Raw genomic sequence first — 14,983 nt, forward strand, 5'->3', positions numbered from 1 at the left:
TATTTAAACACCACTTCACTTGTATAGCAATTTGATATACAATATATACTACAGTACTTTCATATTAAATTAAAAAACGGCAATTAAAATGAGAACTGAAACCAAAGAATCGCCTATTAATATTAGAGCTAAGGCATCTCAAAAAGAATTGATTGATATTGCAGCGCATTTACTATCTAAATCACGCACTGATTTTATTTTAGAAGCGGCCTGCTCAAAAGCTGAAGAGGTTTTGCTTGATCAGCGTCTTTTTTTAATCGACGATGAACAGATAAATGCCTTCAATCATGCAATAGAAGCCTCTTTTGATAGTAATGAAAAAATTCAGGCTTTATTGTCCCGGAAGTCACCATGGGAAAATTAGCAGCACCACATTTATTGAATGAAGATCATGATGATACGTCATTTGATTGTGAAGAGTTGTCTTTGAATGAATGGTTGAAGAAAAAATCCTTAAAAAATCAAAAAAGTGGTGCTTCCCGTACATTTGTGATTTGTGACAATAACAAAGTAATCGGCTTTTATTGTTTATCAACTGGAAGTATCCAACATCGACAACTAACATTGAGTAGATTTAAGCGCAATATGCCCGATCCTATTCCGGTTATTATCTTAGGCCGTTTAGCTATTGATAAAAATTACAAAGCAAAAGGATTAGGTGCGGCATTATTAAAAGATGCTATATTACGCTCGAAAGAAGTCTCTAAACAAGTTGGTTCTAGAGCACTATTGGTACATAGCTTAACAGATGAAGCCAATGCATTTTATATTAAATTTGGATTTGTTGCTTCTGGGATTCAGGAAAGAACAATGCTAATCTCTTTATGGTAATAAAATTGAGCTTAATGGTACATTTTTAAAGCAGCTCAATTTAGGGATACAAACACGGGTACATTTTTCATCTAAATTTTTCAAATCCAGTAACCACAAGACTTCAATCCACATCTTCGATTCCGCGTTCGGGCACCAATCACCAAATTCTAAGACCTGCTTCTAGCAGGTTTTTTTATGTCTAAAACCTTTTCAATTTCCTTTTTTCTAACATAATATCTAATTCTAAAGACATCTCCACTTTTAAAATGGTAATTTTTACCATATGCTAAAATATTTTGGTTATCTAATTTAACTTTAACTCGATAATAGGCAGCTTTTTCATTATTAAATTGTTGAGAATAGATACTTAACGACTTTAACTTATTTAAATATAACGTATTGCTTGAAATTTTATTGATTATTCCTTTTTGCTGGCCAAATTTTTGATAGGGAAATGCATCGTATCGAATTGATACAGGTAAGCCTACTTTAATAAAACCAATAGCACTAGATGGAATAAATAAGTTAGCTTCAAGTGTAGGATCTTCAGAGAACAACGTTGCTATAATGACATCATAACCAATGCTTTGTCCTTTTGAAACCATAATAGTACTGATTATTCCACCTTTAGGTGCTACGATAGTCATCAATTTTTGTCCATCATTTTCAATAAGTTTTTCTTCAATTGAATTTATTTCTTGTTCAAGAATGGATCTATTTTTTCTTGGAGTGGTATTTGAAGTAATTCAGCTTCTACATCATAACTTTTGCGATTTATAGATGCCAATTTTTGTTCTAGATCAAATAATATTGACTTTTGATCAAGTGATTCTGATTGTCGGTTACTATAGTCAATTACTGATACAGCATCGGGATTAAAGAGCTTTCTGTACTTTTGTGATATTTCATCAGCAATTCCGACCCGTTCTGTTTGTACTGCTTTTTGAGATTGTAAAATAATTTTTTCTTCTTCAATATTTGTCTTTGTTTGTTGTATTGATATTTTTTTGACATTAATCTGTTCTAGGAAGATTTTGTTCTAAAGTATTAGGCTATCTTTTTTATTAAGCAGAAATTTTTGCACTGCATCATAAGTGGAAATATATTTTAAATTTCTTAGAACAAATAAAGGTTGCCCTATTTTAACAGTTTGATTTTCTCTTACTAGAATCTGATCAACAATGTTAGGCTCTGAGGATAAAAAAGTAACAACTCCATCAATTGGCAATAAAGCACCACTTACATGGATTTTTCTTGAATAATCAAAAAAAATAAAAAGAAAAATTATTGTAATAAATATCATTAGAAAAAAGTCATTTATTAGATTTATGCTATACGGACTAATTAGCATTATTTGGTCGACAAGTGTCACTTTATTGTTTTCTACACAGTCTTTTCTAAAGAGAGATTTATTTGATTCATATTATTAGGCTAATCTCTAATACATTAAAATTGTTTAGCTATTTACATATCAGCTAAACGTCGGTGTCTAAATTGATAGTTGTAATGTAAAAAAATAAGGTAAATCTTCAAATAGCAACATCAACTATTTTCTGGATCTTCAGGTAGAAGTTTTACCCATATTTTTTTATATCTAAAATCGATTTTAATTATATGATTATAAAAAAATCATAACCTAACACCCCATCAAATGGCATTTCATTGGTTATTTCATCAAATACTCCGAAGTAATTTTTATCATTTGGAATATCGACGAATGCGAGTACTGTAAATGGAAAAGGAATGTCCTCTTGCCTCATTATTTCAGCTTTTTTAGACAGCCTTTGTGACATTATCATATTAGAGCCAGCACCTGTATCTAGTGCTAATGTGTAATTTTTTCATTATCCGTTACACTTAGCAAAAAATGTCCTTTAGGACTGGTAGAAAAAGGGACTTCTAACCAAACACTTGCTAATTGAATGGTGAAATCATCAGATATGGTTAATTTGTGATTTCGAGTAACCATTTTATCTATAAGTAGCCCTAAACCAGCAACAGGTATCTGTTTTTCATTCATCTCTTTTTGTTGATTAGCTATTTTATTACCCGATTCAATATCTAAAACAAATCCCCAAGGTTGATATTCATCAACAACCAACTGTTCATAAAACAGATTGTTAATGGTTAAATTATGTAAAATAAATTGCTTTGTATAGCGTACATTTCCCAGTCCATCAGTGAATTTTAGCTTATCTTTTTTTTCCACTTTATCTTCAAATTTATTCAGCACATTCAGCGGTAAACTTAAAGCTGTTGTTGAACCTGTATCTAATTTGAAATCCACATTTTCATTATTGATTTTCAGGGTTACCATCTGCTGACCCAGATCATTTACATCTAACGCCCACTCTACTTCTTTAGCTTGAACTAATACGGTAAATAACGCAAAAACAGAGATAATTACTCTTTTATTCATTTAAATATCTCTACAATATATAGTGTTATATCATGCGGTAATATGAATTACGGCATGATATGATAAGGTTGAAATTCAATTAAAGGCTAGAAACGGGGGTATACAGCTAATGCCGTCTTTTAACCATCACGACAACAAAACGTCAAAAGGAACCTAAAGTGATGGTAACAGGCACTGCTCTGTTAATGAAGCTGTGCTGCCTCAATCAGACGAGCAATTAGTCATGCATAATGAATCTGATGCTATCGAATATGAAGTCTTGCCAACAAATGATGCTGCTTTGGAGTTTGACATCCACTTTGTACCACTGGTTTAAAATATACCAAAAATATGGCAAAGCAGGTTTTTCAATGAAACCCAGCCCACAACGAGGAAAAACTGATAAAAAATAGCCCCAAAAGTTAAAAAAAATAGTGAATTAAAAGCGCTCATTATCAAGATAAAAATTTGGTAAAGTATTGATCCCTTGATAACAAATGGCTAATAGGGCGTTATTGGGTGATTGTGGAACTAGATAATATATAAGAAGTTGGCTCCTCCAACAGGACTTGAACCTGTGACATACGGATTAACAGTCCGCCGTTCTACCGACTGAACTATGGAGGAACCGAAATGTAGCGCGCATATTATAGATTTTATGGTACTATGTCAATAGTTAAATGCTTTTTTGTCTAAAATTGCCTCCTTTATAATCATTCAAGTGTTAGGATTGTCTTGAATAAGTGTTTTTGTCTGAGTAATTGTTGTGGATGCGAACCGAGCTCTTGTTGTGGGATGCTCTGTTTTAGATCGCGATAATAATCAATCCAATAAGGCAAAATTTGATTTGTTGTTACATCCTTAAAATTCATTGGATATAATGCGAAATAATCACTACCTTGTTTAGTTTTAAAGGCATAAGTAATCAGTTCACTGCAATAAAAACCCTCCGCATTGGGATGAAAGCTATGATTGTAAGGTGATCCTAAGCAATTTTTAGCTCGCTTTAATGCATTTTGAATAACAGCCAAATCATGGATTCTTCCAATGATATTACGTCTAGCCGCACCAACAAAATCAGTCAAAGATTGTTCAATTACGCCATATTTTTGTGTCGCTTCAATGACGCTATTATTGCCAATATATAAACCGACATGATTGATATTTCTTGTTATCTCATCCATATTAGGCACTGCGCCAGAACGGTTTATAGCATCACTAAAATCATTATCGTCGTTAAGGCTTTGGAAGATGATATCGCCACTTTGAATATTATTGATTTTTAGCACGATAACGCCATAGCGAAAACATTACACAAGTTGCAATAATAAATTTAAGTGCATCAATACCAACAAATGGAAAATACCCTACTTTTAACGCATCAATAAGCGTAATATGTAAATAGCCCATTAAATAAACAACGCCAAATACAAATAACAATTGATGCGCACAAGCAAATGCAATTAAGCCTAAAATAAAGCGACGATCATATCCCTTTTCTGCTGCAAAACCAGCTAAATAGGCACTAAATACATAGCCATATAAGTAACCCGAAGATGGTGACGCTAACGCCATAATTCCACCACTGCCATTAGCAAATAGCGGTAATCCCATCGCACCTAAAAAAAGGTATTGGATTATTGCTAATGCGCCTAATTTACGACCTAAAAAAGCACCAATTAGCAATACTGCCAATGATTGTAATGTAAATGGAACAGGATAAGTCGGAATACTAATATTAGCGGCTAATCCTAAAAGTAATGCTGCGCTGGTGGTGGCCAATAATTTACGTTGCCAAGAAGATAAATTGACCAGTGTCGTGATAAATGTTGGATAATACGAAGTGAGTTGTTGCTTCATTATTTTCTACCTTTGATACATAAATAGTAGAACTATAATAGCGCAACGCACTTTAATGTAAACTGTTTTTTATATAAAAAGTTTACATTAAAGTGAAGTTGTTGCTATCCCACTTTAAGATAAAGAGCGTGATAGCAAAAAAACAAGGTTTTGCTTAAACTAAGTATGGATTGCTGATTCGTTCGTGACCAAAACTTGACATTGGACCATGTCCAGGCACAAAAATAAAGTCATCGCCAAGAGGTAATAATTTGTTAGTAATTGATGAAATTAAATCGGTATGGTTACCTCGAGGAAAATCAGTTCGTCCGATACTGCCTTTAAATAATACATCGCCGACAAAAGCCAGTTTATCCAAATGATTAATAAAAACAATATGTCCTGGTGTATGGCCTGGGCAAAAAAGAACATCAAGGGTAATGTTACCTACATGAATCTGGTCGCCTTCTTTTAGCCAACGATCAGGTAAAAAGCTATCCGTATAAGGAAAACCAAATTGTACGCATTGCTGTGGTAAATTTGTTAGCAAAAATTCATCTTCTTGGCTTGGTCCAATAATCTTTACATTATAATGTTGAGCTAATGTGGTTGCCGCACCAACATGATCCAAATGTCCATGGGTTAATAAAATCTGTTTAATATTTACGCCCAGTTTTTCAACGGCTTTTTTCAGTAGTTCTGGTTCACCACCAGGATCAATCAATGCGCCTTCCATGGTTTGATCACACCAAATAATGCTACAGTTTTCTTGAAAAGCGGTAACGGGGATGATTTGATACTGAAACATATACTTATCTCCTTGTTTTTTAACGATGGTTGGTTAGATTTTGGCCGTCTTCTTTTTTTAGTTGCGCAAAAATAACGCTGGATAGCACTGTAACCACACCGAGTATAACAAATGTTAATTGAAATGCATGAATAGTACTAGCTGAGTTGCTAATTAATCGCAGTAAAACTGCCCCAAATCCTGTACCAAAACTAATAGCAAGTTGTTGATTCACTGCCATTAAACTATTGCCACTACTTGTATTTTCGTTTTCTAAGTTCGCTAAGGTTATGCTATTCATCGCGGTATATTGTATAGAATTGATACCACCGATACAAAATAGCAATAAACTGATTAAGATAAGGGGCGTCGATAAATTTAGTAGAGACATTAAAATAATCATCACGCCCGCTAAAATGGTATTAGCAACGAGCACAAAACGATAGCCTAAACGAGCTAAAATACGAGGAATAACGATTCGAGTACAAATTGAAGCAATAGCCATTGGCATTAGCATCACACCGGCAAAAATAGCCGAGTAGCCAAAACCGACCTGTAATAACAAGGGAATTAGAAAAGGTACGCCAGATATCCCTAATCGGCAAATTAAATTGCCAATAATGCCTATTTTGAACGTATGGATCTTAAAAAGTGATAGGGGAAATAGTGGTGTTGGTTTCTTTTTGGCATACCCATAATAAATAAGTAAAAAAACGAAGCTGATTGCGGCAAGTAGCAATGAAAAATAATATGTCTGATTTTGGTTTAAAACCTCTACACTTAAAGTGGCACTAATAAAGGCAATCACAATAAAGATAAAGCCAAACAGATCAAAAGGCATGCGTTCACCCTTTAGATTCGGCATATATTTCCAACTAATTATCACACCTAAAATACCAATGGGTAAATTAATAAAAAACACCCAATGCCAACTTATCATATCAACTAAATATCCCCCTAATACCGGTCCCAAAACAGGTCCAATTAAACCGGGAATGGTGGCTGTATTTAAAGCGGCTAAAAAATCACTACGCTTAAAAGATTTAATTAATACTAAACGTGATATCGGTACCATCATTGAGCCACCAATACCTTGAATAACACGCGAGATATCTAAAAAAATTAATGAATTAGATAAAGCACAAAGCAATGAGCCAAGTGTGAACAGTGAGACAGCCATCACAAAAATATTTCTAGTGCCAAATTTATCCGATAAAAAGCCACTGACTGGAATAAATAATGCTAGGGTTAAAGCATAACTTATCACTGCCGATTGCATATTTAAGGGTGATTCATTAAGATCTTTTGCCATCGTGGGAAGCGCAGTGTTTAATATCGAGGTATCAAGCGATTGCATAAAAAATGCAAATGCTGCAATCCATGGTAATATTCGATAAACAAAAGGCGGTAACTGTAATTCGCTATTCATTTTAATTTGGCCTGAAATTAATTTAAATGCTAGGTGAGCGGTTGAATATAAGCTCGGAAAATTAAGCTCTCTTACTACCTATTTTATTAAGAAAGAGAGTGGATGAATGCTATTTTACAATATTATTTGTTAATTATTGGCTTTTTTCTTATTTTTAACAGGCTTATATTACCAATAGCCAGCTATTAATGAACCAAAAATATTGTGCCAAACCGAAAATACTATAGCGGACAGCATTGTTAAAAGAGAGGTAATCGATCGAACAAACAGTTGATGAAATTGTTTGGTCATGTAAACCTGCTATGGGTATAATAAAATCATTCTATAATAATAAAGTTATTTTAGTTGTTTTGTGTGATTTTTATTCTATTAATGCTACTAAATAGCGTTAAAGTATTTGTTAAAATCGTGGTCAGTATGTGATCTGCTGATTCATCGCGTAATTGGGTTAAAATTTTAAATACTTCAGCGATATATTCAGGGCGATTTATTTGTCCTTGACGGCCACTTAATGGCATATCGGGGGCATCAGTTTCAAGCACAAGGCTCTCTAGCGGTAATTGAGCAATTGTATTGCGAGTTTTGTTCGCTCGTTCATAACTAATTACGCCACCTACACCAATATAATAACCCAGCTTAACAAATTGCATAGCCTGCTGATAGCTACCTGAAAATCCATGTATTACACCACGACAAGGTAAATTGGCTCGGTGTAATTCGTGGTACATAATATCGTGCGCTTTGCGTGAATGAATCAAGACGGGTAAATCAAACTGTTTAGCAAGCGCTAATTGTGACCTAAAAAATGATAGCTGTTGTTGCCAATCAATACTTAAATCATAGCGATCGAGTCCAATCTCTCCAATGGCAATTAATTTTTTAGGTTTCGTTTTAACGATATCGGTTAACCGCTCTAAATCAGCCATGGTATGTTGATAAATAGGATGCAACCCCAAAGCGGCATAGAGTTCATGGTAATTATCTGTAAGTTGTAAAACAGTATCAAAATAGTTAGCACTAACTGCAGGTATAATTAACCCGACAATATCCGCTTGGCGAATCTTCGCTATTGAATCGGCAAGATAATTGGTAAAAGGCGGAAAATCAAAATGACAATGTGTATCAATAAACATAATACTTCCTTATTCTACCGTTGTTTGATGTAATAAAATAGGCAATAAAAACCGCTGGCAAGCAAATGTAATTTGTTCAATTAATGCGTCCGTTAAGTCAGGGTAAAGGCGAGTATAATAACTGTCGCACTCAGCAGATCGGTTAAATCCGCCTTGCCAAGTATTTAAAAGCTGATTAATAGCTTTATCGCTCGCGACAATCTCACCGGTTTTTTTATTATAAGCAGCCATTAACCAACTCCATGCGCTTTGTACTGGCAATAATAAAGGCTGATTAATACCGTGTAAATAACCCTCCACTATTGTGGTTAATATCGCAATTGCTTTATCATGGGGTAAGTGTAAAAAACGCCACTCAGTATCTTCCCGGCCATAGAGGCGGCTTTGATTTTCAACTTGATCTGGATTTAAGATACAATAAACCAAATGATCAATCCACAGTGAAATACCATCTCGAATCGACAGTTTGGCAGGACGCCATGATAATATACCGTTTTCTTGCACATGGGTTAACCAACCTTGTAATTGGACATGTTGCCCATTGGTCAAAATAGTTAAATTGACCTCTTGCGTTGTCATAACCAATCGTTCTTGGTTAATTTTATTCGCTAATGGTTGCAATGATTCGACTTGTTTATCATAAATAATTTCACCAAAAGCACCATCTGGTAATTCACCCGTTAAAGCTAAACGTTGATAAAAATCATCGGATTGTTGCGGTTCATTGCTGATCAGCTGATTTAAAATCAGCAAGTTCAATTGATAACGTTTTAAACTATCAAGATTAAAATTTTCGGCATCGGGTAAGGTATCATCTAGATAATTGATATAAAAATTAAACCGTTTTTGTAAAAAAAACCGAATAGAGTGTTGGTAAAATCGTTTTAATTCATCGAGATTGATATTATCGATATCAATAACAGATATTTCACTAATAAATAATTGGCTTTCACCTTGTTGCAATGCCGCAGGTAACCACTCATCGGCATAGCTTTTTGGTTCTTGTAAAAAATTTTGAGGATTAAACGGGGTGCGTGTATGGTTTACACGTAAAAAATCCAAGCTATTTGCAGTACTGTCTGCATTATTTTCAGCCTTACTATAATATTGGGCGATATACTCCCAAAGTTCATCAACAAGTATAGAGGGATAACGCTCACTGTTATCTTTCATCTCACGACCAATATAACTGATATACAGCTGTTTTTGCGCAGATAAAATCGCCTCTAAAAAAAGGTAACGATCATCGGTGCGACGACTGCGATCGCCTCGTCTTGGATGCTGTGCGATTAAATCAAAGTCAAGTGGAAGCGACGTTCTTGGATAATCTCCATCATTCATTCCCAATAAACAAACAACTTTAAAGGGAATGGAGCGCATTGGCATCATGGTACAAAAGTTTATCTTACCGACTAAAAAACGATGTGCTAAATGATTTTGTTCTAAGCGTGATTGCATGGCATCATGCAAAATCGTGATAGAAATATTTTCCATATAATTGGCTGACAGACCACTATTAACCAACGCTTGCCACTCTTGTGCTATCATCAATAAAATGGATTCTCGCTGCGAATGGCTGACAAAAAAATCATTAATTAATTCAAGACAACAAGGCTGCCAATCAATGAGCGGTTTTTCTTCATTTAAGATAGTAAACCACTTATTTACCACTTTAATAAATTCGGCTAATTGACCGATTAATTCGGCATCTAAACCGGTTGCACCATCATAAGGTAATATCTGTTGCCACCCCCCATGCTCACTACTCATCGTATAGCCAAGTAATAACCGTTCAAGCCCAAATAACCAACTATGTGCACTATCAAGCCCAAAACGAATGCCTGACTCAACAATCCACGTCCTCAACAAGGTTAGCTGTGATTGATTAATTGCAAATTTTTCAGAAACAGCCGGGATCTCAAGCAAATTAAAGAGTTCTTCTGCTGTAAATCGACTATTTGGAAAATTTAAAATAGCAAAAAAACCTTGAACAATCGGATCGATATTTCGTGCTTTTTGATCTGAAATAGTAAAAGGTAAATAGCGCTTCTCATAAGCATTACCAAAAACAGCGCGGATATAAGGCACATACTTATCAATATCCGACACCATAACTATGCAATCGCGTAATTCTAGGGTGGGATCTGCGTCAAAAACTGATAGCAGATAATCATATAATACTTCAACTTCACGTTGCTCACTATGGCAAGCATGAAACGAAATTGACTTGTCTGTTGCTGCAATATGCTCATTACCAAAATCGTTTTGATACAGATCTAAAATATCTTGCTGAATAGCATTTAATAAACAAGATCGCCCCTGATCGACAAAAGCTTCAATATCTTGTTTATTATTAAATTCCTGTAACAGGAATAGATTATCACGGCCTAGTTTTCCCCACGAGGTTAAAAGGGGGTTGGGGATTTTATCGGGGGTATTGAATATATCTGACAACTGCTTTTCAACAATATCTCCCCAATACCATTTACACGGATTGTTAAACATCAAATGGACATCAATATGTTGCCCTAGTGCTGATAGTATCGAAAGATAAATAGGGGGAAGAGAAGTAATACCAAAAATAAAAATACGATTAGGTAACGGATCTAAACGTGAACGATCAAAGTGATTATCTAACAAAATTTCAAGCATTTGTTGATAAATATTAGCGCGATGATAAGGTTGACTGATGGATATTAGCTTTCGCCACAGCTCTGCTTGCCACCTTTCATCAGAATGATGATTTAATTCGCTAACAGTATGATTGGCTTCCCATTTTGCAAGCCAATCAGGGCGATAAACTAAGTATTGGTCAAATAACCGCGCAATACGCGTTGCAAGCTGATATCGTTTTTTATCTTGTTTATCAATATCCAGATAATGTTTAAGTGCGCTAAACTCAGGTTGTTCAATAACTTGGGGCAATAAATAATACAAACGCCAACTCATTGATTCAATACTATAACCATTTTCAATGGGGGCATCGGGCAATAATTTTTGATAAAGTTGCCAAATAAATTGAGTTGGAAAAAGAAAATCAACATTAGCTACAATACCCAGTTCATCCGCTAACGCAATTTGCAACCATTGTGCCATACCTTGGCTTTGCACCATGACTACATCAGGTGTAAATACATCCTCTAATGGTTGCCTGCGCATCAATTCACTCAATAGCGTCTTGAGTAAATCAACCTGATTTGAATGATAAATGGTAAACATAATAACACTAATTATTGATAAGAGAGGACTAAGATTATCGTTGATCGTTATTAATAAATCTAGTTGTTATGCTCTTTTCATAAGAAACTCCTTTCTATTATTAAATAAGTTTTCACTAAATTAGTGAGCAAATCATATATATTTGTTACCTTTATCTAAATAACCTATCCAATCTAGTATTTATGATCGATACTGTGATGGATAATGACTTTTTACTCTTTATCGCTAATCTTATTACATGATTATAATTTATAGTTGAACATTATACTTTTGTTTGATTTCCGCAAGCGCTTCTAATGATGTGGCATTAAACGCTTCGACCATCCATTCGGGCCAGCCTTGTCCTTTAATAATGTTGTCTTTAAATTGGGTTTCTTGTTCCCATTTGTATTTGCCATCGTTTAAACCGGCTAATTTGTTCGCGCACATAAAGTTATTGACCCAACCCCAAACAAAATAACTACCTATGCCACCACGTAATGGGTCTAACAAGATATGGTCGATTGTTTTATGGGTATTCGGTTTGCACACCATTAAAATAGTGGTGTTGAGTGAGTAGCGTGAAAAGTTATGCACCACCACCCCTTGTAAATCTGCCCAGTCATATTCTTTAATGCGTTTTTTATTGGGGTGCAAAAAGGTTAGTGGATTGCGTAACACTTTAAAATTAAAAAAATAGCTTTCATTGATATACACTTTACCCGTTTTACGATTAAAAATAATGGGGCTACCTCGGCGTGTAAATAAGTTATGATATAATTCAGGAATACAAAGATACATAGCAACAATACAGGCAATCAATGTAACTATCACTGTAATGAATATAGCTGACTCTGTTATAGGACTTAAATCCAAAATCAATGAAAAACCCAAATATATAATGGGTATTGAAAGAATTAAAACAATTATAAGCATAAATGAATAAAAAATTTGACTAGATTTTGTTTTACGAATAAAAGCACAGTAGTTATCATTGGCATAGAGCAAGCGATCATCGGCATCGGTTAGAGAGTTGCCGCCTTTTACTAAATCGCCTATCCAACCAAAAATTTGGGGTTGATATTGTGATGGCATTGTTCTGCTCCTTAATTTAAATTTTATTGTTTTTAGTCACAATTAATGGCACGCCTTCACGGTTATTGTAAAGTAGGCGGCGTTATCCTTTCCCGCCCTGAGCTATTAAAACTTATTGTTTGACATGATGTCGTTGTTTGATTTCGGCGAGCTCTGCTTGCGATGTGGCATTAAACGCTTCAACCATCCATTCGGGCCAGCCTTGTCCTTTAATAATGTTGTCTTTAAATTGGGTTTCTTGTTCCCATTTGTATTTGCCGTCGTTTAGACCTGCTAATTTGTTAGCACACATAAAGTTATTGACCCAACCCCAAACAAAATAACTACCTATGCCACCACGTAATGGGTCTAATAATATATGGTCGATTGTTTTATGGGTATGGGGTTTGCACACCATTAATATGGTGGTGTTGAGTGAATATCGTGAAAAATTATGCACCACCACCCCTTGTAAATGGGCCCAGTCATATTCTTTAATGCGTTTTTTATTAGGGTGCAAAAAGGTTAGCGGATTGCGTAGCACTTTAAAATTAAAAAAATAGCTTTCATTGATATACACTTTACCCGTTTTGCGGTTAAAAATAATGGGGCTTCCTCGGCGTGTAAATAAGTTATGATATAATTCAGGAATACAAAGATACATAGCAACAATGCAGGCAATCAATATGACTACCACTGTAATGAGCATAGCTGACTCTGTTATAGGACTTAAGTCTAAAATTAATGAAAAACCCAAATATATCATGGGTATTGAGAGAATTAAAACAATTATAAGTATAAATGAATAAAAAATCTGATCAGATTTTGTTTTACGAATAAAAGCACAGTAGTTATCATTGGCATATAGAAGACGCTGATCCGCACCCGTTAAATAGTTACCGCCTTTTACTAAATCGCTTATCCAACCAAAAATTTGGGGTTGATATTGTGATGGCATTGTTCTGCTCCTTAATTTAAATTTTATTGTTTTGAGTCACGATTAATGGCACGTCTTCACGGTTATTGTATTGAATAATAATTTGATATTTTACAATATTAAACGCGCTTATGGTGCCGGCGATCCATTTATTGATAATAAGCCCATTTTGAACTGGCTTGTCGCTATTGGTTATTGTTTTATCAGTAAGATGATTAGCCGATGTGGTTAATGTAAATTCGTCTGGCTCGTCAATAGTGTTATAATCAGGCTCAGGCAGCCCTGTCATGACATTACGGTTGCGATCATACTTATCAAAATAGGCTTTTTGTCCGTCCCCGCCCTGAGCTATTAAAACTTATTGTTTGACATGATGCCGTTGTTTAATTTCGGCGAGCTCTGCTTGCGATGTGGCATTAAACGCTTCGACCATCCATTCTGGCCAGCCTTGTCCTTTAATAATGTTGTCTTTAAATTGGGTTTCTTGTTCCCATTTGTATTTGCCATCGTTTAAGCCAGCTAATTTGTTCGCGCACATAAAGTTATTGACCCAACCCCAAACCAGATAACTGCCTATGCCAGCACGTAATGGGTCTAGCAATATATGGTCGATTGTTTTATGGGTATGGGGTTTGCACACCATTAATATGGTGGTGTTGAGTGAAGAGCGTGAAAAGTTATGCACCACCACCCCTTGTAAATGGGCCCAGTCATATTCTTTTATGCGTTTTTTATTAGGGTGCAAAAAGGTTAGCGGATTACGTAACACTTTAAAATTAAAAAAATAGCTTTCATTGATATACACTTTACCCGTTTTACGGTTAAAAATAATGGGACTACCTCGACGTGTAAAAAGATTTTGATAAAATTCAGGAATCATTAAATATTCGAGAATAATGTAACAAAATAAACCAGAAGTTAAAAGATAGAAAAGTGTATCACTATTGCACGTTATAATAGAATATATCAAAGATGGAATTAAAAAGATCCCCGAAATTGAGAGAAAAAAACTCATACATAAATAAAGAATCTGATCAGATTTTGTTTTACGAATAAAAGCACAGTAGTTATCATTGGCATATAGAAGACGCTGATCCGCACCCGTTAAATAGTTACCGCCTTTTACTAAATCGCTTATCCAACCAAAAATTTGGGGTTGATATTGTGATGGCATTGTTCTGCTCCTTAATTTAAATTTTATTGTTTTGAGTCACGATTAATGGCACGTCTTCACGGTTATTGTATTGAATAATAATTTGATATTTTACAATATTAAACGCGCTTATGGTGCCGGCGATCCATTTATTGATAATAAGCCCATTTTGAACTGGCTTGTCGCTATTGGTTATTGTTTTATCAGTAAGATGATTAGCCG

17 protein-coding genes and 1 tRNA gene are annotated in these 14,983 nt (G+C 34.8%); 2 read left to right on the forward strand and 16 right to left on the reverse strand.

All coding sequences use genetic code 11. The annotated features are described in order from the left end of the window. Positions 1–88 precede the first annotated feature (88 nt). Together A9G22_RS03880 and A9G22_RS03885 are read left to right on the forward strand one after the other, a co-directional pair. On the forward strand, positions 89–364 hold the full coding sequence (locus tag A9G22_RS03880) for a type II toxin-antitoxin system TacA family antitoxin (protein ID WP_075508393.1): 276 nt from the start codon (positions 89–91) through the stop codon (positions 362–364). Then, entirely contained in the window at positions 352–831 is a 480-nt protein-coding gene (locus tag A9G22_RS03885) for a GNAT family N-acetyltransferase (protein WP_075508394.1), read from the forward strand. The genes A9G22_RS03880 and A9G22_RS03885 overlap by 13 nt, the downstream gene beginning before the upstream one ends. Before the next feature lie 149 nt (positions 832–980). Here the strand turns inward: A9G22_RS03885 and A9G22_RS03890 are convergent, their stop codons facing one another. The 16 genes from A9G22_RS03890 to A9G22_RS11355 all read right to left on the reverse strand — a co-directional run. Then, a complete protein-coding gene (locus A9G22_RS03890; protein WP_075508395.1) occupies positions 981–1,460 on the reverse strand; it encodes an HlyD family efflux transporter periplasmic adaptor subunit in 480 nt (159 codons plus the stop codon). A gap of 392 nt (positions 1,461–1,852) precedes the next feature. Beyond that, the gene (locus A9G22_RS03895; RefSeq protein ID WP_176700223.1) at positions 1,853–2,116 is read right to left on the reverse strand and encodes a biotin/lipoyl-binding protein; all 264 of its coding nucleotides are present in this window, start codon (positions 2,114–2,116) and stop codon (positions 1,853–1,855) included. Between the two features lie 522 nt (positions 2,117–2,638). After that, entirely contained in the window at positions 2,639–3,232 is a 594-nt protein-coding gene (locus A9G22_RS03905) for a hypothetical protein (RefSeq protein WP_075508397.1), read from the reverse strand. Between the two features lie 530 nt (positions 3,233–3,762). Continuing rightward, a tRNA-Asn gene (locus tag A9G22_RS03910) sits at positions 3,763–3,838 on the reverse strand. An 86-nt stretch (positions 3,839–3,924) separates the two neighbouring features. Then, positions 3,925–4,500 (reverse strand): YiiX/YebB-like N1pC/P60 family cysteine hydrolase, encoded by a 576-nt coding sequence (locus tag A9G22_RS03915; RefSeq protein WP_065586797.1) that lies wholly within the window; start codon positions 4,498–4,500, stop codon positions 3,925–3,927. After that, positions 4,484–5,071 carry a biotin transporter BioY gene (locus A9G22_RS03920; protein ID WP_065586798.1) on the reverse strand — a complete coding sequence of 196 codons (588 nt, stop codon included), beginning with the start codon at positions 5,069–5,071 and terminating at the stop codon, positions 4,484–4,486. Before A9G22_RS03920 ends, A9G22_RS03915 begins: the two co-directional genes overlap by 17 nt. 154 nt (positions 5,072–5,225) lie before the next feature. Next, on the reverse strand, positions 5,226–5,858 hold the full coding sequence (locus A9G22_RS03925) for an MBL fold metallo-hydrolase (RefSeq protein ID WP_075508398.1): 633 nt from the start codon (positions 5,856–5,858) through the stop codon (positions 5,226–5,228). 19 nt (positions 5,859–5,877) lie between these two features. Continuing rightward, the gene (locus A9G22_RS03930) at positions 5,878–7,266 is read right to left on the reverse strand and encodes a DHA2 family efflux MFS transporter permease subunit (protein ID WP_075508399.1); all 1,389 of its coding nucleotides are present in this window, start codon (positions 7,264–7,266) and stop codon (positions 5,878–5,880) included. 168 nt (positions 7,267–7,434) lie between these two features. Then, complete coding sequence (locus tag A9G22_RS11620; RefSeq protein WP_255306892.1) at positions 7,435–7,557, reverse strand: hypothetical protein; 123 nt, start codon at positions 7,555–7,557, stop codon at positions 7,435–7,437. Positions 7,558–7,607: 50 nt separating this feature from the next. Beyond that, on the reverse strand, positions 7,608–8,399 hold the full coding sequence (locus A9G22_RS03935; protein ID WP_075508400.1) for a TatD family hydrolase: 792 nt from the start codon (positions 8,397–8,399) through the stop codon (positions 7,608–7,610). 9 nt (positions 8,400–8,408) lie between these two features. Further along, positions 8,409–11,618, reverse strand: a complete 3,210-nt coding sequence (gene recC, locus A9G22_RS03940) for an exodeoxyribonuclease V subunit gamma (RefSeq protein ID WP_075508401.1) — start codon at positions 11,616–11,618, stop codon at positions 8,409–8,411. Positions 11,619–11,867: 249 nt separating this feature from the next. After that, complete coding sequence (locus A9G22_RS03945) at positions 11,868–12,692, reverse strand: DUF6708 domain-containing protein (RefSeq protein ID WP_065586803.1); 825 nt, start codon at positions 12,690–12,692, stop codon at positions 11,868–11,870. A 112-nt stretch (positions 12,693–12,804) separates the two neighbouring features. Further along, a complete protein-coding gene (locus tag A9G22_RS03950; protein ID WP_075508402.1) occupies positions 12,805–13,629 on the reverse strand; it encodes a DUF6708 domain-containing protein in 825 nt (274 codons plus the stop codon). A gap of 16 nt (positions 13,630–13,645) precedes the next feature. Further along, positions 13,646–13,897, reverse strand: a complete 252-nt coding sequence (locus tag A9G22_RS03955) for a hypothetical protein (RefSeq protein ID WP_065586504.1) — start codon at positions 13,895–13,897, stop codon at positions 13,646–13,648. Positions 13,898–13,966: 69 nt separating this feature from the next. Next, positions 13,967–14,782: a DUF6708 domain-containing protein gene (locus A9G22_RS03960; protein WP_065586508.1), complete on the reverse strand. Its 816-nt coding sequence runs from the start codon at positions 14,780–14,782 to the stop codon at positions 13,967–13,969. A gap of 16 nt (positions 14,783–14,798) precedes the next feature. Further along, the coding region (locus A9G22_RS11355; protein WP_176700224.1) for a hypothetical protein at positions 14,799–14,983 on the reverse strand (185 nt) is incomplete at its 5' end.

The organism is Gilliamella sp. App2-1, from assembly GCF_001690255.1.
GTDB lineage: Bacteria > Pseudomonadota > Gammaproteobacteria > Enterobacterales > Orbaceae > Gilliamella > Gilliamella apicola_G.